Raw genomic sequence first — 25,470 nt, 5'->3', positions numbered from 1 at the left:
GCCATCGCCGGATTGGTCCGGCGACGGACGCGTCCTGCTTACTGCGTGCCGGCGGTGGCTTCGCCGATCAGCTTGTTGATGGTCGCCTGGTCGGCCTCGACGGGCTTCACCAGGTCGCCCTCCTTCACCAGCTCCTGGCCGGCGACGATGATGCGCGCATCCTGCGGAATGCCGCCCAGCACCAGGCCGTGCGGCGTGTCGTCGACGAGGTCGATCGGGAAGAACGCCACCTTGTCGTCCTTGCCCACGGCGCGAATGCCGAGGTCGCCCTTGTCGCCCAGCGTCACCACCGAACGTGGCAGCATGACCGCATTGGTCGGCTCGGCGCTGAGCGCGATCTCGGCCGTCATGCCGGCGGGGATGGAGCCATCGGGATTGGGTATCGCCACCTCGACGCGGAAGGTGCGGGTCTGGGCCGAGGCATCGCGACTGATGTAGCGCACGGTGCCGGTGACCTTCTGGTCGTTGACGAGGCGGATATCGGCCTCGTCGCCGATCTTGACGTAGCGCAGGTCGCGCTCGCTGATTTCGCCGCGGGCGATGACCGGATCGAGCTTCAGGACCGTCGCCACCTCGCCGCCCTGCATCACCGAGCTGCCGAGCTCCACCGGGATGCGGTCGATGACGCCGTCGAACGGCGCCTTGACCTCGTTGCGGTCGAGCTCCGCCTGCGCGGTGTCCAGCTGCGATTGCGCCAGCGTCAGGTTGGAGCGGGCGGTGTCGAGCTGCAGCTTCGGCAGATTGCCGGTCTTGGCCAGCCGCTCGGCGGCATCGAGCTCGGCCTTGCGCTGTGCCAGCAATTGCTTGGCATTGTCGACATTGGAGATCTTCTCCTCGGCCGCGAGCATCAGCACGAGGTCGCCGGTCTTGACGTGGTCGCCCTGCTTGACCGGCAGCTTCTCGATGACGCCGGCGACGCGCGTCGCCAGCACGGCGCGCTTGTCGGCCTCGGTCAGGCCGGAGATGCGGATGGCGCGCGCATAGGTCTTGCGCGGCGGCGTCACCACCGCGACCGTGCGCAACGCGGCTCGGGGCTCGGCTTGCGCCGTGTCCGGCTTGGTGGCCTCCGGCTGAGCGGGCTTGCCGGCGTCGGCGTGCTTGTCCGTGGCGACCGCCTTGTCGGCGGCGCTACCGACGGACGAAAACTCACCCGTACCCATCCAGGCCGCGAATCCGATGAGCACCACAATGGCTGCAAGCTTGTGAAACCTGATTTTCGGCATCGTCATTTTTTTCCGTTGCAGGACCTGGCGAGGTCGGCGCTTCCGACTTCAGGCGCGCGGCCGATATGGGTGTGCGCGGGGCCTAGTTCAATTTGCCGTGATCGGCGAAGCGCAGCTTCTACCTGAAAGTTGCGGCGCAATATAGCCGGAAAAGTTGCGGAAGCATTGCGAAGTGGAACGTGGTTCCTCGACAAATCCAAGCTTTTCTGGCAGCAGCTGCCGCTTTTGCGGGCGCGCCGATGGCTTTCCATGGGTTTCCCCAAGGGTACTGGCAGCAGCCGTCAGGATGATGCGGAAAGCTCCCCTATGAGGCGCCGATCATCCGGGTTGACCGCTGTTCCGTCCCCGCCATTCCCGGGCTGAAGCTGTCAAGTGATGAGCTTCAGCAGTCGGAAAAGACGCTCGAATGTCTTGCCATAGGGCGGGCGCAGCAGGCCGCCGGCGCTGAGCTTCGACTGGATGAAGATCGGCTTTTCCTTGCTGAAGGTGCGAAAACCCCACTCGCCGTGATAGGCGCCCATGCCGCTGTCGCCGACGCCGCCGAAGGGTTGCCGCTCCTGCGCCAGATGCATCATGCAGTCATTGACCGTGACGCCGCCGGCCACGGTTTCCCGCATGACCCTCCGGCGATTGGCGCTGTCGCGGCCGAACCAGTAAAGCGCCAGCGGCCGCTCGCCCCGGTTCACATGATCGATGGCCTCGTCCACGCTGCCATATTCGACGATCGGCAGCACCGGTCCGAAAATCTCCTCGCGAATCAGCCGCAGAGTCTCGCTGGCATTGCGCACCAGCACCGGCGCCATCTTGCGGTCGCTGATGCCGAGCTTCTCGTTCGCAGGATTGACCTCGATGATGTCGGCGCCGCTGTCGCGCGCCTCGGCGACCATGTCGCTCAGCCGCCGGTGATGCCGCTCGCTGACGATCGCCGTATAGTCGGGATTGTCGCCGAGGCGCGGATAGAGCTTTGCGATCGCCGCCGCGAACTTGGCCGCGACCGCCGCGCCCTGGCCTTGCGGGACCATCAGATAGTCGGGCGCGATGCAAGTCTGGCCGGCATTGAGCAATTTGCCATAGGCGACGCTGGCGACCGCCGCGTCGAGATCGCAGGAGGGATCGAAGATCGCCGGCGACTTGCCGCCGAGCTCGAGCGTCACCGGCGTCAGATTGGCCGCGGCGGCCAGCGCAACCTGGCGGCCGACGGCGGTCGAGCCCGTGAACAGGAGGTGGTCGAACGGCAAGGACACGAACGCCTTGCCGACCTCGGCATCGCCGACCATCACGCTGACCTCGTCGGCGGCGAAATATTTTTCGACCAGGCTGGCGAGCAGGTCCGAAAATTTCGGCGTCAGCTCCGAAGGCTTGATCAGCACGCGGTTGCCGGCGGCCAGAGCGGCGGTCGCCGGCGCGATGGCGAGCTGGAAAGGATAGTTCCAGGGCGAGACGATGCCGACGACGCCGAGCGGCTGCGGCAAGAGGCGGTTGCGGCCGGGCAGGAAGGGCAAGCTGGTGGCGACGCGGCGCTCGCGCATCCAGGCGCCGAGATGCGACAGCGCATGCCTGATGCCGGCGCGCACGACGAACAGTTCGGCAAGCCGCGTCTCCTGAGCCGAGCGGGCGGAAAAATCGCTGCCGATCGCCGCGCAGATCTCGGCCTCGTGCTTTTCAGTGAGCGCCAGCAGGCGCTTCAGCCGATCCTTGCGCACCTCGATGCCGGGGAAGGGTTCCGTCTCGAAAGCCCGGCACTGCGCCTCGAACCTGACCCCGAGATCGTTCTGTCTGGCCTGCAGCATCGCGACCTCCCCTTTACGTTCAGGTAAATTACATCGCCCCGACAACCGAATCCAGCATTGCCCCGGTTCCGTTGGGGAAAGCTCCAGCAATTGTCCCGATCCAAGCGCCTCAAAAGTGCCGTTTGTCCCCGTCATCGACATAGGAACCCCACCGGTCCGCAAACGGCCCTTTTCGCCGTTCATGCATGCGTTAACGGTCCTCGGCCACGGCGCGGCTCACGACAAAAACCGCAAGATCGGTCGAGCGCGTCATGTCCGCGCGGCTTAGCTGATGCTGCCACGGAGAATAAAACGATGAAGGCGGCAGTTCAAAATCACCATGCCCGGATGCGGCGGGTGCTGGATCATATAGACCGGCATCTGGACGACGATCTGGACCTGGACGCGCTGAGCAGCGTCGCGGCCTACTCGAAATATCATTTCCACCGGCAGTTCACGGCGACCTTCGGGCTGTCCGTGCATCGCTACATCCAGCTCGCCCGCATGAAGCGCGCTTCATTCCGGCTGGGCTACGCGGACGCCGAAAGCGTCACGGATATAGCGATGGATGCCGGTTACGACGCACCGGATGCCTTCGCCCGCGCCTTTCGTCAGCGGTGCGGGCAATCGCCTTCGTCGTTCCGGAGATCTCCCGATTGGGGGTCGTGGCTGATGGCCTTCGGGCCGCTCGACAACGCGAGGAGAAAGCTCATGCAGATAATCTTTACACCGGAAGACGTGACGATCCGCGACGTGCCGCCCACGCCGGTGGCGATCATGGAACATCGCGGGGATCGGGCGACGCTCGGCGACACCATCCAGCGGTTTATCGCCTGGCGCAAGGCAGCCGGCTTGTCGCCCGAGACGAGCCCGACCTTCAACGTCTTCCGTTCCGAGAGATGTCCCGCTGTCGCGGCCGACTACAGCATGGATATTTGCGTCGGCACCGACCAACCGATCGACGCTGGCGACAAGCAGATGAAGGCCGGCGTGATCCCCGGCGGACGCTGCGCCGTGCTGCGCTATCCCGGCAACACCAACAATCTGGAGCCGGCAGCACTCTACCTTTATCGCGAATGGCTTCCGGCCAGCGGCGAGGAAGCACGCGATTTTCCGATCTATTGCCAGCGACGACTGTCCTTCCTTTCGGAGCTCTCGGTGCCCGAGATCGTCGTCGAGCTCTTTCTGCCACTGAAATAGCGCCGCCTTCTGACAACGGTCCGTCCCCTGCGATCGCAAGGGACGGACCGGCAGCTGTCCACCCTGTCTCGGCCTCGCAGGTTCAAGACCTTGCAATCAGGCCCGCCGCCGCGCGGATTCCGGCTTGAGGCGTGCGGCGAGGAACTCCTTGACGCGCCGCCCCGGCGCCGGGCCGCGCATCGGCCTGAAGCCGTCGTCAAGCTCGCCCGACAGGTCGAGCGTCGCTTGGCTGCCGACGGCGTCGTAGTTCTCTTCCAGCCAGTCGCTGGCGGCACTGCGGCCGAGGTCGCGCAGATAGGCGATGAAAGCCCATTCGGCGTTGACCTTGGACGACGCGGAGAGGTCCTTGAAAGCCTCGTCGGCATCGATGCGGTGCATGCGGATGTCGCGATATTCGCCATGCGGCAGGCGCCCGGCCGCGATCAACTCCTTGACGAAGGCGATCGAGCGGAATTCACGCAGGAGCCCGGCGTTGAAAGTGATCTCGTCGATGCGGTTCTGGATCTCATTGGCGCTCTTCGGCGTACCTTCGCGCACCACCGGATTGATCTGCACCAGAAGCACGTCCTCGGTCGCCGCCGTCTTGAAGAACGGATAGAGCGCCGGATTGCCGCCATAGCCGCCGTCCCAATAGGGCACGCCCTTGATCTCCACGGCGCGGAACAATTGCGGCAGGCAGGCCGAAGCCATCACCGTGTCGAGGTCGATCTCGCCGTCGGAGAAGACGCGCAGCTGTCCGGTTTCGACATTGGTCGCCGAGATGAACAGCTCCATCGACTTGCAGGCGCGCACATTGTCGAAGTCGATCTCCTTCGCCACCACATCGCGCAGCGGGTTGAGGCCGAGCGGATTGGCGACATAGGGCGAGAACACCCGCGACATCGTGTCGAAGAAGACATAACCGGGCGTGTTCTCGATCGACCAATTGCCCCAGACCACGTCCCACGGCATGCGCTGCACCGGGCTGAAACGGCCCTTCGAGGCCACCGCCCGCCAAAAATCCTCGAGCTTCTTGCGCGCGCCTTCCACGCCGCCCCGGACAAAGCCGTCGGCCAGCGCCACCGCATTCATGGCGCCGGCGCTGGTGCCGGACACCGCCGCGATCTCCAGCCGCCCGTCCTCCAGCAGCCGGTCGAGCACGCCCCAGGAAAAGGCGCCATGCGAACCGCCGCCCTGGAGCGCGATGTTGATCTTCTTCTTTTCCTCCGCCTTGCCGTTCTTCGCCATGGCGTTCCTTGTCTCGATGCGCCGGCCTACCGCAGCGTTGTTTGCACGGAGACGGCGCAGTCAGCCTATGTTGCAGCGCAGCATATAAGGGCAACCAAGGCAAGAACACGAACACACAAGCGTGATCATGGAATTTCCTCGCCCCACGAAGTGGGCTACAGCATGCTGTGACTGGCGTGACTGATCAGACCGAGGCTTGATTGCCACGTGGTTCCCCCAATCCGTCGCTGCTTCGCAGCGCCACCTTCCCCCTCCGGAGGGAAAGGAAGGGAGCGTTGCTGACGAGCGTTGAAAGCTTGGCGCCTTTCCTCTACCCCGTCGATCGGGGGAGAGGTGGCTCGGCGAAGCCGAGACGGAGTGGGGGTCGACCAGCGCTACATTAGCCCATGCATGCGCCAAGCTGCCATACACGCTATCGCCAAAGACCAGCCGCTTGGAGGTGCCGTAGCCGAGGTGGAGCGAGGAACTACCTCTTAGGCAACCAGATCCGGCACCGGCCCGACATAGCGGGACTGCGGCCGGATCAGCCGTCCGGTCGCCTGCTGCTCGCGCGCGTGCGCAATCCAGCCGGCAACGCGGCCTGCAGCAAAGACGTTGGAGAACGCCTCTTTCGGGAAGCCGACGGCTTCGAGCAGAAGCGCGGTGTAGAATTCGACATTGGTCTGGATCGAGCGCTGCGGCTTGGCGATGCTGAGCACCTCGAGCGCCGCCTGCTCCACCGTTTCGGCGAAGGCCAACCTGCTGCCCATCTCCTTGCCGCTCGTCTTGTTGCGCGAACCGAGCTGCCGAACGACCGTCTTCAGCGCGTCGGCGCGCGGGTCGCGCACGCGGTAGATGCGATGGCCAAAGCCCATGATGCGCTCGCCATGCGCGATCTCGTTGCGCAGCCATGCCGTGGCGTCGCCGCTGGCCTCGATGGCGTCCAGCATCTCGATCACCGGCCCCGGCGCGCCGCCATGCAGCGGGCCTTTCAGCGCACCGAGCCCGGCCAGGATCGCCGAGGTCAGTCCGGCCTGGGTCGAGGCCACCACGCGGGTCGCGAAGGTCGAGGCGTTGAGCCCGTGGTCGCAGACCGTCACCAGATAGCTGTCGAGCGCCTTGGCAAGCGCCGGCGAGACGGCGCCGGAGAGCATGCGCAGCATGTCGCCGGCATGATCGGCTTTTTCGTCGGGAGCGATCGGCGTCTCGCCCCGATCGAGGCGCAGCAAGGCCGGCGTCAGCACCGCAGGCGCCGCGACCAGCCGCAGCGCATCGGCAAGCCCGTCGCCGTCCGGCAGGATGGCCATGCCGGCCCGCATGCCGCTGTAAATATCGAGCGGCGCCAAGTGGGCAAGCATTGGCTGCACGCGATCAAACGCTTCCACCCGCGCCTTGCCGATCGTCTTCTCCAGTTCGGCATCGCTCGGAAGGTCGTCGAAGAAGCCGTCGAACAGCAGCCGCACCACCTGCGCGTAGCGCCGGCGGCCGGCCAGTTCCATCAGCGAATGGCCGCGGATGGTGAGGTGCCCGCCCACACCATCGACATCGGAAAGCACCGTGTCTGCCGCCACAACATCATCGAGCCCATTTGCCATGATCGTCTCCTTGACCTTTTGTGCACGACAATTAATGCTGCGCAATCAATGCATCAATCTTGATCAAGATAATCAATGTAAGGCGGCAAATGACGGAATGGCTGACCCGGGATGAGGCGCTGGAGCGGCTCAACGTCCGGCCGCAGACGCTTTATGCCTATGTCAGCCGCGGCCGCATCGGCATGAAGCCGGACGAAGCAGACCCGCGCCGCAGCCGGTACCGCGCCGACGACATCGCCGCGCTCGCCACGCGCCGCGACCGCGGAAGGAGCCCGCAGGCAATCGCCGAAAGCGCCATCGCCTGGGGCGAGCCGGCGATTCCCACTTCGATCTCGACGGTGCTGCATGGCCGCCTTGTCTATCGCGGCAGGGACGCGGTGGAGATTTCGGCGACGGCGACGCTCGAGGAGACCGCCGAACTGCTATGGGCTTCCGTCCATCCGGTATCGTTCGCCTCGCTGACCCCTTCTGCCGCCCGGCAAAGCGGCACGCCCACCGCCTTCGCCAGGCTTTCGGCGCTCGCCGCCGGAGGCTGGTCCTCGCTCGGACGCAGGCCGGCGATGCTGCAGCAGGACGGCGCCGCCGCGACCAGCGCGCTGGCAACCGCGCTCGGCGCGTCGCCGGGCTCCGAACCCGTGCATATCAGGCTGGCGCAGGGCTGGTCGGTGGAAGCCGCCGGCGCCGATCTCATCCGCAAGGCGCTGGTGCTTTTGGCCGATCACGAGCTCAACGCCTCGACCTTCGCCGCCCGCGTCGCGGCCTCCACCGGCGCGCCGGTCGCCGCCTGCCTGCTCGCAGGCCTTGCGACGCTGACCGGCCCGCGCCATGGCGGTGCCGGCGCGGCGGCAATCACGCTTGTCGAGGATGCCGAGCGGCTGGGTCCAGACGAGGCGATTGCCCGCTGGCTCGCTCAGGACCGGCCGCTGCCAAGCTTCGGCCACCCGCTTTATCCGGAAGGCGATCCGCGCGCGCAAGCACTGCTGCCCGACCTGGAGATCGATGACGGGATCGTCCATCTTCGCGACGCGGTGCTCGCCGCGACCGGGCTGCATCCGAACATCGATTTTGCGCTGGCCGCGATGACGCGCAGCTTCAGCCTGCCGGCCGATGCGCCGTTCCGCCTGTTCGCGCTCGGCCGCAGCGTCGGCTGGACGGCCCATGCCATCGAGCAGGCGGCCAGCAACAGGCCGATCAGGCCCCGTGCCCGTTATGATGGGCCTATTAGCGTGGGACGATGACCATTAACCGGAACGCGTCTGAGGTCGTCATTCTAGGGCGGAGCAAGGAGCGAAGCGACGCGCGCAGACCCTAGAATCCATTCCGTGACGCTAAGGCGTTGCAACGTTGAGAGAATTCTGCACCGCTGAGCCCTACGGCGTCGGTCACGGAATGGATCCTCGGGTCAGGCCCGAGGATGACGACGGGATGGGCCTTTGCGCCAATCTCCAACGTTCGCGACCGCCGCCAGACGGCGGCACACCCGTCAGGACATCGTGTCCAGCTTGCGCTGCATGGCCGCAATCTGCGCCTTCAATTCCTGCAGATCGTCGCCCTTCTCTTCCTTCTTCGCTGGCTCGGCGGCCGGCGCTGAATTGCCGCCGGCGGGCGGGAAAGGGGTGAACATGCGCATGGCGTTCTGGAACATCTCGACATTGCGTCGCGTCTGTTCCTCGAGTGCCTTGATCGGTGTCTTCATCATGTCGATCGGCGCTTTCCCGAAGGTGCCCTTGAGCTGCTCGCGAAACCGCTCCTGCTCCTTGGAGAAGGCGATCATCGATTGTTCGAGGAAGCTCGGCACGATCATCTGCATCTGATCGCCGTAGAAGGAGATGAGTTGGCGCAGGAACGGGATCGGCAGCATGTTCTGCCCATCCTTGTTCTCCAGCTCGAAGATGATCTGCGTCAGCACCGGATGCGTGATGTCGTCGCCGGTCTTTGCGTCCTGGACCGTGAACTCCTCGCCCTTCTTGACCATCTCGGCCAAGTCCTCGAGCGTCACATAGGTGCTTGTGCCGGTATTGTAGAGCCGGCGATTGGCATACTTCTTGATGACGATCGGGTCGTCTTTTGCGGCCATCCGTATCCTCCCCAGGACACCGGCACCTCTAGGAGTAAGCGGCCGGTAACGATTGCGCCCTTTATCGAGGATACGCGCAAAAGCCTCACAATTCCAAGCGGTTTGTGCACTGCGGCATCAATTAATGCTGCAGGGCATGACAAAATTCGCCGCGCGGTCAACGTCATGTTGCCGCAACCGGCGCGCGCTCTGCTTGCCGCGCATGGCGGCCATGCCCATTTCCGGTTTGACTCGGCTGCCTGAACCGGCAAGAAAGTCTTCAAGGATAGCTTAAAACACGACACCTCGAAGTCTGGAGAAGAAAATGTCCGCTTCCAATTCCATCGTCGTCGCCAGCGCCGCTCGCACCGCGGTCGGATCCTTCAACGGCAGTTTCGCCGCCACGCCGGCGCACGAGCTCGGCGCCGCCGTCATCAGGGAATTGCTGGCGCGCGCGAACGTCGAGGCGGCGGAGGTCGACGAGGTCATCCTCGGCCAGGTGCTGACCGCCGCGCAGGGACAGAACCCGGCTCGCCAGGCCTCGATCAATGCCGGCCTGCCGAAGGAGACCACGGCCTGGGGCCTCAATCAGGTTTGCGGCTCGGGGCTGCGCGCCATCGCGCTCGGCATGCAGCAAATCGCCACCGGCGATGCCAAGGTGATCGTCGCCGGCGGCCAGGAATCGATGTCGATGTCGCCGCATGCCGAGCACCTGCGCGCCGGCGTCAAGATGGGCGACTACAAGATGATCGACACCATGATCAAGGACGGCCTGTGGGATGCCTTCAATGGCTACCATATGGGTAACACCGCCGAGAACGTCGCACGCCAGTTCCAGATCACCCGCGAAGCCCAGGACGAGTTCGCGCTCGCCTCGCAGAACAAGGCGGAGGCTGCGCAGAAAGCCGGCCGGTTCAAGGACGAGATCGTCGCCTTCACCATCAAGGGCAAGAAGGGCGACACAACAGTCGATCAGGACGAGTACATCCGACACGGCGCGACGCTCGACGCCATGACCAAGCTGAAGCCCGCTTTCGACAAGGACGGCACGGTCACCGCCGCCAACGCGTCGGGCATCAATGACGGCGCCGCCGGCGCGCTGCTGATGACCGAGGCCGAGGCCGTGCGGCGCGGCATCACCCCGCTGGTGCGCATCGCCGCCTGGGCGACCGCCGGCGTCGATCCGGCGATCATGGGCACGGGGCCCATTCCCGCTTCGAAGCGGGCGCTGGAGAAGGCCGGCTGGTCGGTCAAGGACCTCGACCTGGTCGAGGCCAACGAGGCGTTCGCCGCGCAGGCCTGCGCCGTCAACAAGGGCATGGGCTGGGATCCCTCGATCGTCAACGTCAACGGCGGCGCCATCGCCATCGGCCACCCGATCGGCGCTTCGGGCGCCCGCGTCTTCAACACTCTGGTCCACGAGATGCGCCGCAGAGGCGCCAAGAAGGGCCTTGCCACGCTGTGCATCGGCGGCGGCATGGGCGTTGCGATGTGCGTGGAAGCGCTGAACTGAGCGAATAGCGAATAGGGAGTAGCGAATAGGGAAAACGGCGGCGGCGCAGCAGGCTTCAACCCCTACTCGCTATTCGCTACTCCCTACTCGCTCCTCCGACCAACAGGGAGGAGCACACATGAGCAAAGTAGCAATCGTCACGGGCGGAACGCGCGGCATTGGTGCTGCGATATCGGTCGCCTTGAAGACCGCCGGCTATTCGGTCGCGGCCAACTATGCCGGCAATGACGAGGCGGCCCAGAAATTCAAGGCCGAAACAGGTATCCCCGTCTACAAATGGTCCGTCGCCGACTACGAGGCCTGCGCCGCTGGCATCGCCCAGGTTGAGGCCGATCTCGGTCCGGTCTCCGTGCTGGTCAACAATGCCGGCATCACCCGCGATGCCATGTTCCACAAGATCACGCCCGCACAGTGGAAGGAAGTGATCGACACCAACCTGTCCGGCGTCTTCAACATGACGCATCCTTTGTGGAGCGGCATGCGCGACCGCAAGTTCGGCCGCGTCATCACCATTTCCTCGATCAACGGCCAGAAGGGCCAGATGGGCCAGGTCAACTATTCGGCCTCGAAAGCCGGCGATATCGGCTTCACCAAGGCGCTGGCTCAAGAGGGGGCTCGCGCGGGCATCACCGTCAATGTCGTCTGCCCCGGCTACATCGCCACCGACATGGTCATGGCCGTGCCGGAAAAAGTACGGGAGTCGATTATCGCTCAGATCCCGGTCGGTCGCCTCGGCGAGCCGGAAGAGATCGCGCGCTGCGTCGCCTTCCTGGCTTCCGACGAGGCCGGCTTCATCACCGGCTCGACCATCACCGCCAATGGCGGCCAGTATTTCGCCTGATCGCCTGACACCATTTGTCGCCAGGCGGCTCCGGCACCGGAGCCGCTTTTTTGTCCCGCCGGCAGGCCGGCGCGACACCTTGCCTCAATTCGGCACGCAAAAGTTAACGGCCGCAGCCACGTTCTGTGCATAACCCCTGCGACAAGCTGTGAATTCTCGGTGGGCAAGCTGTGGATAACACCATATCTGGGGGTGAACAAACCGGGAAAACCGCCGGATCGCTGATTCGTCGCCGATTCGTTCTGGCTTTGGCCGGAAAGTTAATGCGAGACGGCGCAAACGCCACTGAACTCGTTAAAAGCGATTAAGAAAAGTCAACAATTTCATAACCTTGAAGTCTGCGCTCAGGTCGAGCGTGACCATTGCCCGGCAAAGGTTAACGACGACCCGGGTCCGGTCGAGGCCAAGCAGGAATCGGGCCAGTTCAGCGATTCAGCATGTGGTGAGACTCATCGTCAAAAAATCCACATATAGCCGTGAACAAAACCTGAATCAGAACGAGTCACCGATTCGTCGCTGATTCGTTCCAGACTCGTTCCAGCTGTTAACAACAGCCGATTTTGGCTGCCCCCTCCGGCATAGCCAGTTCGCGAAGGAACATTCCACTTTCGCTTCACGCCCGAAGTCCCTATGTGTCGCCTGTCACACGCGGCGGCAGCGCCGTGCTTCAGACTACGAGCGGCAGAAACCTTATTTCCGAGCCGATGAACATCCAGCCGAAACACTCCCAGCCGCTGATCCTTTCGGGCCGCGACGTGACGGCCGTGCTGGGCCCGACCAACACCGGCAAGACCCATCTCGCCATCGAGCGCATGGTCGCGCATGAGACCGGTGTCATCGGCCTGCCGCTGAGGCTGCTTGCCCGCGAGGTCTATGCGCGCGTCTGCGAGAAGGTCGGCGCCCACAAGGTGGCGCTGATCACCGGCGAGGAGAAGATCGTGCCCGCCGGCGCAAGATATTCGGTTTGCACCGTCGAGGCGATGCCGCGCGAGACCGACGCCGCCTTCGTCGCCATCGACGAGGTGCAGCTCGCCGGCGATCTCGAGCGCGGCCATATCTTCACCGATCGCATCCTGCATCTGCGCGGCCGCCAGGAGACGCTGCTCCTGGGCGCGGCCACCATGCATGGCATCCTGCAGCGGCTGTTGAAGGGCGTGTCGGTGGTGACGCGGCCGCGGCTGTCGCACCTTGCCTATGCCGGCTCCAAGAAGCTCACCCGGTTGCCGCGGCGCACGGCGATCGTCGCCTTCTCGGCCGACGAGGTCTATGCGATCGCCGAGCTGATCCGCCGTCAGCAGGGTGGCGCCGCCGTCGTGCTCGGCGCTCTTTCCCCGCGCACCCGAAACGCTCAGGTGGAGATCTTCCAGTCCGGCGATGTCGACTATCTCGTCGCCACCGACGCCATCGGCATGGGCCTGAACCTCGACCTCGATCACGTCGCCTTCGCTCAGAACCGCAAGTTCGACGGCTATCAATACCGCAACCTGACCGCCGCCGAGCTTGGCCAGATCGCCGGCCGCGCCGGCCGGCACCTGCGCGACGGAACGTTCGGCGTCACCGGCCAGGTCGACCCGTTCGACGAGGAACTGGTCGCCAAGATCGAGGGGCACGATTTCGATCCGGTGAAGGTGCTGCAGTGGCGCACCGCCGATTTCGACTTTTCCAGCCTCGATGCGCTGAAGCGCTCGATCGAGGCCAATGCGCCGGTCGAAGGCCTGACCCGCGCGTTGCCGGCCGTCGACGCGCAGGCGCTGGAACAGCTGTCGCGCGACGGCGACATCCGCGCTTTGGCCACCGGCAAGGAGCGCGTGGCGCTGCTTTGGGAAGCCTGCGCGCTCCCCGACTATCGCAAGATCGCGCCGGCACAGCATGCCGATCTTATCGCCTCGATCTATATGGACCTTGCACGTCACGGCCATGTCGATGAGAATTACATGGCCGAGCAGGTGCGGCGCGCCGACACGACGGAAGGCGATATCGACACGCTGTCGCACCGGATCGCGCAGATCCGCACCTGGACTTTCGTCTCCAACCGCCCCGGCTGGCTGGCCGATCAGCTACACTGGCAGGAAAAGACGCGCGAAATCGAAGACAGATTGTCGGATGCGCTGCATGAGCGGTTGACGAAACGCTTCGTAGACCGCAGGACTTCCGTCCTCATGCGGCGCCTTAGAGAAAATACCATGCCTGAAGCCGAAATCAGCCCGTCCGGAACCGTCCTCGTCGAAGGCCATCATGTCGGCGAGTTGCAAGGGTTCCGCTTCACCGCCGACCAGAGCGCCGGCGGCGAGGACGCCAAGGCGGTGCGCACCGCCGCCCAGAAGGCGCTCGCGGCCGAGTTCGAGGCGCGCGCCGAGCGCTTTGCCGCCTGCGCCAATGGCGACCTGGCTTTGGGCTCGGACGGCGTCCTGCGCTGGATCGGCGCGCCGATCGGCACGCTGGTCGCCGCCGACGAGGCGCTGAAGCCGCGCCTGGTCCTGCTTGCCGACGAGCAGCTGACCGGCCCCGCCCGCGACAAGGTCGCGGCGCGCGCCGAGCGTTTCGTCAATTTCCAGATCGAAACGCTTTTGAAGCCGCTGGTCGACCTGAAGAATGCCGACCAGCTCGCCGGCATCGCGCGCGGCATCGCCTTCCAGTTGGTCGAGCATTTCGGCCTGATCAATCGTCGCGACATAGCGGAGGAGATGAAGTCGCTCGACCAGGAAGGCCGCGCAGCGCTTCGCCGCCTCGGCGTCCGCTTCGGCGCCTACCATGTCTTCGTGCCGGCGCTGATCAAGCCGGCGCCGGCTGGCCTGGTGACGTTGCTGTGGGCGCTGAAGAACGACGGCAAGGACAAGCCAGGCTTCGGCGATGTGGTGCATGCGCTGGCCTCCGGCCGCACCTCCGTGGTCATCGACCCGGCCTTCGACAAGACCTTCTACAAGCTCGCCGGCTACCGCAATCTCGGCCGCCGCGCCGTGCGCGTCGATATCCTCGAGCGGCTTGCCGACCTCATCCGCCCGGCAACCAACTGGAAGCCCGGCCTTGGCCAGCGTCCGGACGGCGCCTATGATGGCCACGCCTTCATGGTGACGCCGCCGATGATGTCGATCCTCGGCGCCACGGCCGACGACATGGAAGAGATTCTCAAGGGTCTCGGTTACCGTTCCGAGGCAAAACCGGCGGCCGAGGTGAAGGCGAAGCTCGACGCGCTGGACGACGCCGCCCGCGAAGCGGCCGCGGCCAAGCTCGCCGCGGATAATGCCGCGCGCGCCGCGCGGGAGGAGGCACAAGCTGCGGCAACTGATACGGTCGCGGACGCAACGGTCGAGAGCTCGGAGCCGGCTGCCGCCGAAGCTCCGGCCGAAGCCGTCGCGGAAGTGGCAGTGGAGCCTGCCACGGCAGAGCCGGCAGAAGCTCCGGCCGAGGTTACGGAAGACGCCGCAGCGGCGGACATTGCGGCAGCGCCCGAGGCGGCCGAAAGCGCCGACGTCCTTACCTCGCCCTCGATGGGGGAGGTCGCGGCGCGAAGCGACGCGGGTGGCGGTGATAACGCCGACGATACGGAGAACACCAGTACCGCTGGCGCTCCCCCCGCCGCGGCGCTACACGCCGAGCCTCCCTACCAGGCGGAGGATAGTGCCGGCGGCGAGGCGCCAGCCGAAGCCGAGGAACCAAAACCTGTGCTCCTGTGGCGCCAGGCGCGTTTCGACCATCAGCGTCCGCGCCATCGCCACGACAACCGTCGCGACAATCGCCCGCGCGGCGCCCAGCCCGCAGGTGAGGCAAGCGCCGCAAGCGGTCAGCCCGGCGATCGGCCCGCCCAGGAAGGCCGCCGCGAGCAGCGCGAAGGCGCCGGCAAGCCGCGCTTCGACCGCTCGAAGTTCAAGCCGAGGCCCGAGACGGGCGACCGGCGTGAGGGCGCTGAACGGCGCGAAGGCAAGCCGCAAGGCGAACGCCGCGAAGGCCGGCCGGACTGGAAGGGCGGCAGGCAGGACGGCAAGAGCAACGCCGCAGGCGGCAAGCCCGCCTTCCAGGGCAAGCCGCGCGAGGAACGTCCGCAGCGCTTCGATCCGGATTCGCCCTTCGCCAAGCTCGCCGCCTTGCGCGACCAGCTGAAGAAATAGGTTCGAGCATGATCCCGAACCGAAGGACCGCGTTAGCGAAAAGTGGGACCCGGTTTTCGGGCGAGATCATGCTCCATCAAAGAGCCAGCATGATCCCGAACCGAAGGACCGCGTCAGCGAAAAGTGGGAACCGGTTTTCGGATAAGATCATGCCCCAACAAAGCTAGCCGCGATGGTTGGAGAAGGCCGCCAGCGCATCGACAAATGGCTGTTCTTCTCGCGCGCGGTGAAGTCGCGGTCCTTGGCGACGAAGGTCGTCGTCGCGGGACGCGTCCGCATCAATCGCGACAAAGCAGCGCAGGCGTCGGATCTGATCAAGCCCGGCGACGTGCTCACCATCACGCTCGAGCGTCGTATCCTCGTCTGGAAGGTGCTGAACTGTGGCGCCAGGCGCGGCCCGGCCGACGAGGCGCGGCTGCTTTACGAGGATCTGTCGCCGGCGCCGACACCCAAAGGCGAGGCGGTTCCGGACGCCGTTCCAGCCTTGCGCGAGGCCGGCAGCGGCCGCCCGACCAAACGCGAGCGGCGGCAGACCGACCGGCTGCTCGGCGACGACTGAGATATAGCCGGGCCGCGGCACGGCTGCAGCAATTTCAGGAAAACTGCGCAACGGTTAGGCTGGACGACTTCGCCGAAGCTTTCCGGCTGGAATTCCATTCCGCGACACCGGCTCCGCCTGCAATCCCTGCCCTTGCATGCGGCGGGCAAAGGCGTTACCTCAGCCGAAAAGCCCAGCAAAATGGGACGTTCCGGAGCCTGCAATGACCTATGTCGTGACCGACAATTGCATCAAATGCAAATATATGGACTGCATCGAGGTCTGTCCGGTCGACTGTTTCTACGAGGGCGAGAACATGCTCGTCATCCATCCTGACGAGTGCATCGACTGCGGCGTCTGCGAGCCCGAATGCCCGGCCGACGCGATCAAGCCGGACACCGAGGGCGGCCTCGACAAATGGTTGCAGATCAATTCCGAATACGCCGAGAAGTGGCCCAATATCACCGCCAAGAAGGAGCCGCCGGCGGACGCCAAGACGTTCGACGGCGAGACCGGCAAGTTCGAGAAATATTTCTCGGCGGAGCCCGGCGAAGGCGATTGATAGAGCGGCCGGGAACACCGGCATGACGCGGCGTAACCGGACCGATACAATTGCCGTCTTGACGGGCAGCGCTGCCGCTTGGCGTTAGCGAATGCAGCAAAACCTTGATTCTTCCGACTTTTTGTGTTACATCAACGAAACATGCCGGTGACACAACGTCGATTTATGGCGCTAACGCCCCAAATCACTGAAAGGTGAGCTTCTCGATCCGGACCAGAGCGATCTGGGCAGGCGGTCGCATTCGTGCGATATGCCGGCCCTTGGCTTTCCGGTGGTTCATCCTGTTGCGCGGCTAACGGTCGGCTTTGCCGACCTCGTGGGTTCGAGCCGGCATGATGCCGGCTGCACAACTAAGGAGTTCAGGGCGTAATGGCAACGATCACCCCGCAGAAGAAGTCCAACGCGGCTCGCCACGGGTTCAAGACCGGCGAATTCATTGTCTATCCGGCGCATGGCGTCGGCCAGATCGTGGCGATCGACGAGCAGGAAGTTGCGGGTCACAAGCTGGAACTGTTCGTCATCGATTTCCAGAAGGATAAGATGCGGCTGAAGGTGCCGGTCGCCAAGGCGACCTCGATCGGCATGCGCAAGCTGTCGGAAGAGGATTATGTCGACCGCGCGCTGAAAGTCGTGCAAGGCCGCGCCCGCATCAAGCGCACCATGTGGTCGCGCCGCGCCCAGGAATATGATGCCAAGATCAACTCGGGCGACCTGATCTCGATCTCGGAAGTTGTGCGCGACCTCTACCGCGCCGACAACCAGCCGGAGCAGTCCTACTCCGAGCGCCAGCTCTATGAGGCCGCGCTCGACCGCATGGCCCGCGAGATCGCCGCTGTGAACCGCATGTCTGAGACCGAGGCGGTGCGCCTCATCGAGGTCAACCTCAACAAGGGTCCGAAGCGCGGCGCCAAGGCCGACAACGAGGAAGCCGAGCAGGAAGAAGCTGCCTGAGCTTTTTTGCTTTTGAGTTACGAAGAACCCGGCCTCGCGCCGGGTTTTTTTGCTTGTGGTCTCTCGCATATGGCGCCCCCTCACCCAGCCTCCGCTTCGCTCGGCTGACCTCTCCCCGAGGGGAGAGGAGGTTGTCAGCGCCGGCGCCAAGCTCTTCTCCCCATCGGGGAGAAGGTGGCCGCGTAGCGCCCGGATGAGGGGGCCGGCGCCGCCCTATGCGATTGGCCCACAAGTAGAAAGTTGGGAGGCTCAGCCGCCGCCTCCCTTCTGCGCTTCCTCTTGCCTAAGCGAGGCGATGAAGCGCTTGGTTCGCGCGCGCTCCGGATTGTCGAACACGACCGAAGCCGGGCCTTTCTCGACGATGACGCCGGCGTCCAGGAACACCACCTCCTGCGCGATCTTCGAGGCGAGCCTGAGATCATGCGTGGCCATCACCATGGTCGTGCCTTCGCGGGCAAGCTGTCCGAGCACGTCGACCACCTCCTGCGCCAGTTCCGGATCGAGCGCAGAGGTCGGCTCGTCGCAGAGCAGCACGCGCGGCGACGGCGCCAGTGCGCGGGCGATCGCCACGCGCTGCTGCTGACCGCCCGACAGAGTTGCCGGCCAGGCGTCGGCCTTTTCCGCCATGCCGACCTTTTCGAGCAGCGCCATCGCCCGCTCGCGCGCCCTCGGCTCAGGCCATTTCAGCACCGTCACCAGCCCTTCCATGACATTCTCGATCGCTGTGCGATGCGGGAAGAGCTGGAAATTCTGGAACACCATGCCGGTCTGCAGGCGGATGCGCTGGATATCCTTGGCCGGCACCTTGCCGCCCGGATGGAACGCAAGCGTCTCGTCGCCGATGCGCAAGGAACCGGACGTCGGGATTTCCAGCAGGTTGATGCAGCGCAAGAGCGTGCTTTTGCCGCCGCCGGAAGGGCCGACTAGCGCAGTCACGCTGCCCTCGTCGAGGGTGACGGTCACGCCCTTCAGCACCAGATTGTCGCCGAAGCGCTTTTCGATGTTGCTGAGGCCGATCATGCGTTGGCCTCCAGGAACCCGCCATAGCGGTTGAGCCGCACTTCCAGCCGCGCCTGCAGCGCCGACAGAACCGAGCTCAGCGCGAGATAGAGCGCGGCCGCCTCGACATAGAGGATCAGCGGCTCATAGGTGGTCGCGACGATGCGCTGCGCGGCCTGGAACATCTCGGGCACCGTGATCGCCGCCGCCAGCGAGGTGTCCTTGACCAGCGAGATGAAGGTGTTGGAAAGCGGCGGAACGGCAACGCGGCCCGCCTGTGGCAGAATGGTGCGCCGCATCGCCTGGCTCCAGGTCATGCCGATCGAATAGGAAGCTTCCCACTGCCCCTTCGGCACCGAGCCGATGACGGCCCGGATGATCTCAGATGTATAGGCGCCGATATTGAGCGTGAAGCCGATCAGCGCGGCGGGAAAGGCATCGAGCAGAATGCCGACCGACGGTAGGCCGTAGAAGATCAGGAACAACTGAACGAGCAGCGGCGTGCCGCGAAAGATCCAGACATAGAAGCGCACCAGCGCGACCAGTGGCTTCGGGCCGAACAGCCTGATCAGCGCCGTCACCAGTCCGGCGATGAGCCCGAGCGCGAAGGACAATAGCGTCAGCGGCACGGTGAAGATCAGCGCCGCCCACAACAGCGTCGGCAACGATTCCAGCATCAATTGCAGCCAGTGCGGCACGAAGCGCTTCTCCCTTCCAGATACGGCGGCGCGTCCCCCGTATGGACCGACTATCATGCAAAAACCGGCGGGCCGTCAAAGACGACCCAGATGAATGTCGTGCAAAAACAGCGGGCCGTCGAAGACGGCCCGCCGGTATCTCAGCAAGGGGACGATTGCCTTACTTCGAAACGTCCTGGCCGAAATACTTGTCGGCGATCTTCTGGTAGGTGCCGTCGGCCTTGATGTCGGCCAGCGCCTTGTTGATGGCCGCGACCAGCTCCGGATCGCCCTTGCGCACGATGACGCCGGAATAATCGGCATTCTCTTCCTGCGCCGCGATCTTCACATTGGCGTCCGGCTTGTGCTTCTTGAAATCGAGGAAGGACAGGCTGTCATTGATCGTGGCGTCGGCGCGGCCGGTAAGCAGAAGCTGGATCGACTGGTCGAACCCGTCGGTGCCGACGAGCTCGGCGCCGTTCTTCTCGGCGAGCTTGCCGAAATTGGAGGTCAGCGACTGCGCCGACTTCTTGCCCTTGAGATCGGCAAAGGTCTTGATGTCGGTGTTGTCGCCACGCACGATCAGCACCGCTTTCGAGGCGATGTAGGGATCGGAGAAATCATACTTGGCCTTGCGGGCATCGGTGATGCCGACCTCGTTGATGACGGCGTCGTAGCGGTTGGCGTCGAGGCCGGCGATCAGGCCGTCCCACTTGCCTTCGAGGAATTGAACCTTGACACCGAGCTTGTCGCCGATGGCCTTGGCGATCTCGACGTCGAAGCCGACCAGCGCGTTGGACTCATCGTGATAGGTAAAGGGCGCATAGGTGCCTTCAGTGCCTACCTTGAGCACCCCGGTCTGCTTGATCTGGTCGAGATTGGCGCCGGCATAGCTGGCGGTGATCGCCAGAACCTGCAGCGTTCCAGCGATAAGAAGCGGTTTGAGCCATTTCATTTTTCTGTGATCCCGTTTTGACCGGTGTCCCGGCGCGACTGTGCGAGCCGGAAACTGGCAGATAGAAGGCTGCAAAATAAGGAACCAGATTTCAAAAATCGGCTCTGCCAGAAATCTGATTCTCTAAACCGCCGGGAATCCGCCAAGAGGCTTCCCGGCAGATAACAGAATGTTTCCGCCGGCACCATCTGCCCCCTCGGGCGGCGGAACCATCCATGCGCCTGACACGTTGCATGGCTGTTGTAGGGCGCGGCGGCGTCTTTTCAACCGCCATACGCGCAATCGTCGCAAAAGGAGCCGGCATGATCGAGGACGCGGCAGGACGGACATTGGTCCGGGCGGCAATGAAGGCTCCGTATCTCGAGCGCGACGAGGAGCATGTCCTTGCGCTCCGCTGGAAGGAAGAGAACGACCAGCACGCGCTGCACAGGATCACTGTCGCCCATATGCGCCTTGTGATCTCCATGGCTTCGAAATTCCGCCATTACGGCCTGCCGCTCGGCGATCTCATTCAGGAGGGCCATGTCGGCCTGCTCGAGGCGGCCGCCCGTTTCGAACCTGCGCGCGAAGTACGCTTCTCGACCTATGCCACCTGGTGGATCCGCGCCTCGATGCAGGATTACATCCTGCGCAACTGGTCGATCGTGCGCGGCGGCACCAGTTCCGCGCAGAAGGCGCTGTTCTTCAATCTCAGGCGTCTGCGCGCGCGCCTCGCCAACGGCGCCGAGCCTCTCTCCAACGCCTCGCTCTACCGCGAGGTCTCGGCGGCGCTGGGCGTGCCGGAGGCCGACGTGGCGATGATGGATTCGCGCCTGTCCTCCCCCGACAGCTCGCTCAACGCGCCTTTGGCCGACGAGAACGGCGCCGCCGAGCGGATGGATTTCCTGGTCTCCGAAGACCCGCTTCCCGACGAAATCGTCGGCGAGAGGATCGACGTCCAGCGCCGCGCTATCTGGCTGCGGAGCGCGCTCGGCGCGCTCAATGCCCGGGAGCTTCGCATCATCGAGGAACGCAGGCTGAGCGATGACGGCGCCACGCTGGAATCGCTTGGCGAACAGCTCGGCATCTCCAAGGAGCGCGTCCGCCAGATCGAGGCGCGCGCCATGGAAAAGCTGAAGCTGGCGCTGGTGAAGCAAAACCCTGAATTCCTGGCGGAAGCCGCCTAAAGTTAGTCCGGGCCAAACTCAAAGTCATCGGGGCGATTTTTCCTCGGTGATAACTAGTTCCCCGACACAGGGATTTTGAAAGGTTGCCGTTGGTGCAAGATTTTCCATTCATTTCCGTGCAATCAGCGCAAACGCCGGGGACTGGTTGAAGCCGCCCCAACGTCGTCATTCTATGGCGGAGCAAGGAGCGAAGCGACGCGCGCAGACCATAGAATCCATTCCGTGACTTGGAAGCGCCGCCACAGTGCAGAATTCTGCTCCGTTGCACGCCTTGGCGAAAGTAACGGAATGGATTCCAGGGTCTCCGCGACGGAGCTTCGCTCCTGCTCCGCCCTGGAATGACGACCGCGATGGGCGTTTCGGCCAATCTCCAACTCGTGCCACCTGCCAACGCAAACAGAGCCGACCGGTCAAAATCCCTGTGCAGTGCTACTAGGATTGTGAGCTCTTTAACAGACTGTTGCGCCGCAATCGGCTTTCTGACTCCTCCAGATCACACCACATGGGGGATTTGCCATGCTGCGATGCTGCGCGCTGATTGTAGCCTTGATCCTCGTGGGTCTCACGACATTCCAAGCGCATGCCGATCGAAGGGTGGCCCTCGTGATCGGCAATTCTCAATACCGCGAAATCCCGACGCTCAAGAACCCGGACAAGGACGCGGAAAACGTGTCGAGGACATTCCGGCTGGCCGGCTTTGAGGTGTTCGCCGCCAAGGACCTGACCAAGCTCCAGTTCGAAGAGCGGTTCCGTAACTATCTGGCGGCGGCGGACGGCGCCGATCTGGCGGTCGTCTATTATTCGGGGCACGGCTTCCAGATCGGCGGAGAGAATTTCCTGATCCCGGTCGACGCGTCGCTGAAAGATGCGGCCGACATGGAGGTCCAGGCCATCAAGGTCGACGACATCCTGCGGCAGCTGCGCTCGAGATCGAAGGTCCAGATGATCATTCTCGACGCCTGTCGCAACGATCCTTTCCCGCGCAAGGACTATTGGCTGCGCGACCAGTTGATCGTCAGCGGCGGCAGCGGCCTTGCGCAGGTGACGGGTTCGCAGAACACGCTGATTGCCTTTGCCACCGAGCCGGGGGCGGTCGCCTATGATGGGTCCGGCGACCTCAGCCCGTTTTCGTCGTCCTTCTCCCGCCGTGCGCTGGCGCCGGACCAGGAGATACGGTCGGTCATGGCGGCCGTCCGCCGCGACGTGGTCAAGGCCACCAACGGCAAGCAGGTTCCGTGGGAGAACTCCTCGCTGATCGACGACGTCGTGCTGATGCGCGGGGCGGAGCAACCCACGCCGCCGCCGTTGGACGCCGAGCAGGGCCAGCAGACGGCGGAACGCGGAATCCAGGTCGCCGATGCCGCCGAGGCGATTGGACGTCGCGACATCCGCGTCCCGCTCGGCGTCGGTCCGGTTCCGCTGAAACTGGATTTCCCGGCCAAGGATGCCGGGGTCAATCTCAAGCTTGCAAGCTACCCGGCGACCGGAACGCTGTCCCTGCCGGATCGCGTGCTTTCGCCGCAATCGAGCCTGACGGCCGCCGAGGTCGACAAACTGCGCTACGAGCCGCAGATCGGTTCGGTCGCGCCCATCGAAGTCGGCTTCGATGTCCGCGCGGGCAACGCGGCCAAGCAGGCGACGATGAGGCTGTCGCCGGACATCGACGCTTGCGACCGGGTAGCCGGCGCGCCGCTCGACTTGCAAGGCGTCGTCCAGGGCCTCACGCCGAATGAGATCGGCGGCGGGGCGGTGGAAGCCTGCGAGGCGGCGGTGAAAACCTATCCCGGCATTGCCCGCTTCCATTACGAGCTCGGCCGGGCGCTTCTGGCGGCCGGCAAGGTCGACGAGGCCAGGAAGGCCATCCAGGATGCGGCCGACAAGGGACATGTGCGGGCCGTCTTCGAACTCGGCTACATCGCCTCGGCCGGAATGGGGACCGCTGTCGATGCCACGAAGGCGAATGGCCTCTATTCGCAGGCGGCCGGCAAAGGAGACCCCTACGCCATGGCCGCGTGGGGACGCGCTTTGTTCAATGGGCTCGGCATTCAGCGCGATACCGGCAAGGGACTGGACCTGCTTCTCCAGGCAGCGGCGATGGGGCATGTCGATGCCATGAAGGAGCTTGCGGTGATCTTCAAGGAAGGCCGCAACGGCGTGCCCGCCGACCCGGCGCGCGCGCTGGCTTTCCTGAAGGCAGGCATGGAGCGGCAAGACGTGTACTCGATGGGCATCCTGGGCCTTCCCGCGCGTAGCACCCCCGCGGTCATGGCGTGCAAGGCCCCGAAGGTCATCACGAAGATAAAGGTGGTTCGAGTGCCCGTGTCGAAACCGAAGACCATCACGCGGACAGATCCGGGAAAACCTGAGGTCAAGCCGGATCCACCGGAAACCGGGAGAGCATCCTGGAGTGGCAGCGACCATGTCGGCGGCGCTGCTCGCACCGGCGGTGGCAGTACCGGCAATGGCGAAGGTGACGGTGGCGACACCGGTAGCGGCAGCACCGGCGATGGCCAAGGCGACGGTGGCGACACTGGCAGCGACGGCTTGTGACGACGGTTCCCCGCGTCAAATAGCCGACGGCGCCTGGTTGGTCTGAACTCGCGAGCCCCTACCTGTCGGTGACGATCTTGACCTTGTCGCCCGACGACACAGTCGCGCCCGGCGACATGGCGTTGAGCACGCGAAACAGATCGAGCTTGCGATCGACGCCGACCATCTGCGCGGCAAGCGAGCCCATGGTCTGGCCGGCCTGGACGGTGACGACCCTGATATGCAGCGGCTTCAGCGCCGCCTTCTCGGCCGGGCTCAGCACGCGGAAGGAGCCGCTGACCGAGCGCGCGACCGGGTCCAGCGAAGTGCTGGCCGAGGGCGCGGCCGTCAGCAGCCTGTAGACCTGCCCGCCGGCGCGGATCACCGCGATATCGAACTGCCAGCCTTGCGCGCTGGCATGCGCCGTCGCCGCATCGTTGCCGTTGATCGTGTCCTGGCGCACGCTGGCGTCTTCCAGCCCCGCGACCCAGCCGCTGCGGATGTAATCGGTGAGCGAGACGGACTTGTCGATCGCCACGCCGTCGAAGCGGATGGCGATGTCGCCCGGCCCGGTCGCGGTCACGGCGGCCGCCGAATTGTCGATGACGAAACCGTCCGGCACGGTGAACGAGACGCCGAGATTGGGGTGCATGAAGGTCTGGCCGCGCACATAGCCTTCTTCCGGCGTGTCGCCGTAAAGCAGACCGTCTATGCCGGCCAGAAATGCGTCGCGGTCGCGCGTGCCGACGCCGGGCGGGCCGAAATTGCGCGCGAGGCGCTGCGCCAATTCGATACGCTGCGGCGTGTTCGGGTGCGTCGCCAGGAAATCGAGGCTGGCGTCGGTGGCGCCGCTCACCGAGCGGAAGTCGGTATAGGCCGACATCGACTGCAGGAAGCGGCCCGCCGCATAGGGATCATAGCCCGCCTCGCCGATCGACTTGATGCCGATGGCGTCGGCCTGCAGTTCCTGGTTGCGCGAGAATTGCGCGAGCCTGAGCTTGCCGCGGATCAGTGCCGCCTTGGCGGTCGGGCTGTCGCCGAGCACATCGGAAACCACCTTGGTCGCCAGGCCCTCCTCCGCCTCGAGCTGCTGCCGCTGCAGGCCGTGATTCGCGGTGACGTGGCCCATCTCATGCGCGATGACGGCGGCAAGCTCGGAGGAATCATTGGCCAGCGCCAGCAGGCCCCGTGTCACATAGAGATAGCCGCCCGGCAGCGCGAAGGCGTTGACGTTGGGCGAGTTGAGGATGGTGATGCGATAGGTCTGGGTCGGGTTGGCCGACACCACCGTCAGATTGCCGACGACCTTGGCCACCATGCGTTCGAGCTTTGGGTCGGAATATTCGCCGCCATAGGTGGCCAGGATGCGCGGATGCTGCGCCTTCGCCATTTCGGCGAGCTTGGCGTTGGCCACGACATTGTCGACGGTGATCGGCTTGTCGGAAGGTTGGAAGCCGCTCTCCTGCACGTCCGGCGGCGTGAACATCTGGCAGCTCGCCAGCACGGCGACGCTCGCCAGCGCGAGAAATCGTGCCAGCGGCTTCATCCACACCTTCTCAGCGCCGCTCGACAGGTCGGCTTCCT

At 64.6% G+C, this 25,470-nt stretch carries 19 protein-coding genes; 10 read left to right on the top strand and 9 right to left on the bottom strand.

From position 1 onward, the window contains the following. Positions 1 to 38: 38 nt before the first annotated feature. Positions 39 to 1,223, bottom strand: a complete 1,185-nt coding sequence (locus tag FJW05_RS18000; RefSeq protein WP_140634512.1) for an efflux RND transporter periplasmic adaptor subunit — start codon at positions 1,221 to 1,223, stop codon at positions 39 to 41. 368 nt (positions 1,224 to 1,591) lie between these two features. Next, a complete protein-coding gene (locus tag FJW05_RS17995) occupies positions 1,592 to 3,013 on the bottom strand; it encodes a coniferyl aldehyde dehydrogenase (RefSeq protein ID WP_140634474.1) in 1,422 nt (473 codons plus the stop codon). Between the two features lie 294 nt (positions 3,014 to 3,307). On the opposite strand from FJW05_RS17995, the gene FJW05_RS17990 reads away from it, so the two are divergent. Beyond that, positions 3,308 to 4,192 carry an AraC family transcriptional regulator gene (locus FJW05_RS17990; protein ID WP_140634510.1) on the top strand — a complete coding sequence of 295 codons (885 nt, stop codon included), beginning with the start codon at positions 3,308 to 3,310 and terminating at the stop codon, positions 4,190 to 4,192. 96 nt (positions 4,193 to 4,288) lie between these two features. Here the strand turns inward: FJW05_RS17990 and FJW05_RS17985 are convergent, their stop codons facing one another. Beyond that, the gene (locus tag FJW05_RS17985) at positions 4,289 to 5,419 is read right to left on the bottom strand and encodes a patatin-like phospholipase family protein (protein ID WP_140634472.1); all 1,131 of its coding nucleotides are present in this window, start codon (positions 5,417 to 5,419) and stop codon (positions 4,289 to 4,291) included. A 473-nt stretch (positions 5,420 to 5,892) separates the two neighbouring features. Beyond that, on the bottom strand, positions 5,893 to 6,993 hold the full coding sequence (locus FJW05_RS17980; RefSeq protein WP_140634471.1) for a citrate synthase/methylcitrate synthase: 1,101 nt from the start codon (positions 6,991 to 6,993) through the stop codon (positions 5,893 to 5,895). A gap of 89 nt (positions 6,994 to 7,082) precedes the next feature. Here FJW05_RS17980 and FJW05_RS17975 point away from each other — a divergent pair, with 89 nt between their 5' ends. Beyond that, entirely contained in the window at positions 7,083 to 8,231 is a 1,149-nt protein-coding gene (locus FJW05_RS17975; protein WP_140634468.1) for a citrate synthase family protein, read from the top strand. Between the two features lie 245 nt (positions 8,232 to 8,476). Here FJW05_RS17975 and phaR read toward each other — a convergent pair whose 3' ends face one another. Next, positions 8,477 to 9,070, bottom strand: a complete 594-nt coding sequence (gene phaR, locus FJW05_RS17970; protein WP_140634466.1) for a polyhydroxyalkanoate synthesis repressor PhaR — start codon at positions 9,068 to 9,070, stop codon at positions 8,477 to 8,479. Between the two features lie 304 nt (positions 9,071 to 9,374). Here phaR and FJW05_RS17965 point away from each other — a divergent pair, with 304 nt between their 5' ends. From FJW05_RS17965 to FJW05_RS17940, 6 genes are all read left to right on the top strand, one after another. Continuing rightward, a complete protein-coding gene (locus FJW05_RS17965; protein ID WP_140634464.1) occupies positions 9,375 to 10,562 on the top strand; it encodes an acetyl-CoA C-acetyltransferase in 1,188 nt (395 codons plus the stop codon). A gap of 118 nt (positions 10,563 to 10,680) precedes the next feature. Further along, complete coding sequence (locus FJW05_RS17960) at positions 10,681 to 11,403, top strand: beta-ketoacyl-ACP reductase (RefSeq protein ID WP_140634462.1); 723 nt, start codon at positions 10,681 to 10,683, stop codon at positions 11,401 to 11,403. Between the two features lie 704 nt (positions 11,404 to 12,107). Next, positions 12,108 to 15,509: a helicase-related protein gene (locus FJW05_RS17955; RefSeq protein WP_140634508.1), complete on the top strand. Its 3,402-nt coding sequence runs from the start codon at positions 12,108 to 12,110 to the stop codon at positions 15,507 to 15,509. Positions 15,510 to 15,681: 172 nt separating this feature from the next. After that, complete coding sequence (locus tag FJW05_RS17950) at positions 15,682 to 16,068, top strand: RNA-binding S4 domain-containing protein (RefSeq protein ID WP_140634460.1); 387 nt, start codon at positions 15,682 to 15,684, stop codon at positions 16,066 to 16,068. 202 nt (positions 16,069 to 16,270) lie between these two features. Beyond that, positions 16,271 to 16,609 carry a ferredoxin FdxA gene (gene fdxA, locus FJW05_RS17945; RefSeq protein ID WP_095767304.1) on the top strand — a complete coding sequence of 113 codons (339 nt, stop codon included), beginning with the start codon at positions 16,271 to 16,273 and terminating at the stop codon, positions 16,607 to 16,609. 369 nt (positions 16,610 to 16,978) lie between these two features. Continuing rightward, complete coding sequence (locus tag FJW05_RS17940; RefSeq protein WP_040991750.1) at positions 16,979 to 17,560, top strand: CarD family transcriptional regulator; 582 nt, start codon at positions 16,979 to 16,981, stop codon at positions 17,558 to 17,560. 249 nt (positions 17,561 to 17,809) lie between these two features. Here the strand turns inward: FJW05_RS17940 and FJW05_RS17935 are convergent, their stop codons facing one another. From FJW05_RS17935 to FJW05_RS17925, 3 genes are all read right to left on the bottom strand, one after another. After that, positions 17,810 to 18,580, bottom strand: a complete 771-nt coding sequence (locus tag FJW05_RS17935) for an amino acid ABC transporter ATP-binding protein (protein WP_140634458.1) — start codon at positions 18,578 to 18,580, stop codon at positions 17,810 to 17,812. Continuing rightward, on the bottom strand, positions 18,577 to 19,257 hold the full coding sequence (locus FJW05_RS17930; RefSeq protein WP_027166691.1) for an ABC transporter permease subunit: 681 nt from the start codon (positions 19,255 to 19,257) through the stop codon (positions 18,577 to 18,579). The genes FJW05_RS17935 and FJW05_RS17930 overlap by 4 nt, the downstream gene beginning before the upstream one ends. Before the next feature lie 160 nt (positions 19,258 to 19,417). Beyond that, on the bottom strand, positions 19,418 to 20,191 hold the full coding sequence (locus tag FJW05_RS17925; protein WP_140634456.1) for an amino acid ABC transporter substrate-binding protein: 774 nt from the start codon (positions 20,189 to 20,191) through the stop codon (positions 19,418 to 19,420). 302 nt (positions 20,192 to 20,493) lie between these two features. On the opposite strand from FJW05_RS17925, the gene FJW05_RS17920 reads away from it, so the two are divergent. Beyond that, positions 20,494 to 21,357, top strand: coding sequence for an RNA polymerase factor sigma-32 (locus FJW05_RS17920; protein WP_095767541.1), 864 nt, complete (start codon positions 20,494 to 20,496; stop codon positions 21,355 to 21,357). A 516-nt stretch (positions 21,358 to 21,873) separates the two neighbouring features. After that, a complete protein-coding gene (locus FJW05_RS17915) occupies positions 21,874 to 23,907 on the top strand; it encodes a caspase family protein (protein WP_181164987.1) in 2,034 nt (677 codons plus the stop codon). Between the two features lie 58 nt (positions 23,908 to 23,965). On the opposite strand, the gene FJW05_RS17910 is transcribed toward FJW05_RS17915, so the two are convergent. After that, a complete protein-coding gene (locus FJW05_RS17910; RefSeq protein WP_140634454.1) occupies positions 23,966 to 25,432 on the bottom strand; it encodes a M48 family metalloprotease in 1,467 nt (488 codons plus the stop codon). Between the last annotated feature and the right edge of the window lie 38 nt (positions 25,433 to 25,470).

Origin of the sequence: Mesorhizobium sp. B2-9-1, assembly GCF_006439455.1 — a bacterium.
Taxonomy (GTDB): domain Bacteria; phylum Pseudomonadota; class Alphaproteobacteria; order Rhizobiales; family Rhizobiaceae; genus Mesorhizobium.
Note: the sequence above shows the minus strand (reverse complement) of the source record. Positions and strands in the feature narration are given on the sequence as shown.

Bases quoted from the DNA above. Each gene is read 5' to 3' on its own strand.
- FJW05_RS17975 (WP_140634468.1), top strand. From the start codon at position 7,083: ATGACGGAATGGCTGACCCGGGATGAGGCGCTGGAGCGGCTCAACGTC.
- FJW05_RS17980 (WP_140634471.1), bottom strand. From the start codon at position 6,993: ATGGCAAATGGGCTCGATGATGTTGTGGCGGCAGACACGGTGCTTTCC.
- FJW05_RS17915 (WP_181164987.1), top strand. From the start codon at position 21,874: ATGCTGCGATGCTGCGCGCTGATTGTAGCCTTGATCCTCGTGGGTCTC.
- FJW05_RS17920 (WP_095767541.1), top strand. From the start codon at position 20,494: ATGATCGAGGACGCGGCAGGACGGACATTGGTCCGGGCGGCAATGAAG.
- FJW05_RS18000 (WP_140634512.1), bottom strand. From the start codon at position 1,223: ATGCCGAAAATCAGGTTTCACAAGCTTGCAGCCATTGTGGTGCTCATC.
- FJW05_RS17965 (WP_140634464.1), top strand. From the start codon at position 9,375: ATGTCCGCTTCCAATTCCATCGTCGTCGCCAGCGCCGCTCGCACCGCG.
- fdxA (WP_095767304.1), top strand. From the start codon at position 16,271: ATGACCTATGTCGTGACCGACAATTGCATCAAATGCAAATATATGGAC.
- FJW05_RS17960 (WP_140634462.1), top strand. From the start codon at position 10,681: ATGAGCAAAGTAGCAATCGTCACGGGCGGAACGCGCGGCATTGGTGCT.
- FJW05_RS17955 (WP_140634508.1), top strand. From the start codon at position 12,108: ATGAACATCCAGCCGAAACACTCCCAGCCGCTGATCCTTTCGGGCCGC.
- FJW05_RS17910 (WP_140634454.1), bottom strand. From the start codon at position 25,432: ATGAAGCCGCTGGCACGATTTCTCGCGCTGGCGAGCGTCGCCGTGCTG.
- FJW05_RS17935 (WP_140634458.1), bottom strand. From the start codon at position 18,580: ATGATCGGCCTCAGCAACATCGAAAAGCGCTTCGGCGACAATCTGGTG.
- FJW05_RS17990 (WP_140634510.1), top strand. From the start codon at position 3,308: ATGAAGGCGGCAGTTCAAAATCACCATGCCCGGATGCGGCGGGTGCTG.
- FJW05_RS17940 (WP_040991750.1), top strand. From the start codon at position 16,979: ATGGCAACGATCACCCCGCAGAAGAAGTCCAACGCGGCTCGCCACGGG.
- FJW05_RS17925 (WP_140634456.1), bottom strand. From the start codon at position 20,191: ATGAAATGGCTCAAACCGCTTCTTATCGCTGGAACGCTGCAGGTTCTG.
- phaR (WP_140634466.1), bottom strand. From the start codon at position 9,070: ATGGCCGCAAAAGACGACCCGATCGTCATCAAGAAGTATGCCAATCGC.
- FJW05_RS17950 (WP_140634460.1), top strand. From the start codon at position 15,682: ATGGTTGGAGAAGGCCGCCAGCGCATCGACAAATGGCTGTTCTTCTCG.
- FJW05_RS17985 (WP_140634472.1), bottom strand. From the start codon at position 5,419: ATGGCGAAGAACGGCAAGGCGGAGGAAAAGAAGAAGATCAACATCGCG.
- FJW05_RS17995 (WP_140634474.1), bottom strand. From the start codon at position 3,013: ATGCTGCAGGCCAGACAGAACGATCTCGGGGTCAGGTTCGAGGCGCAG.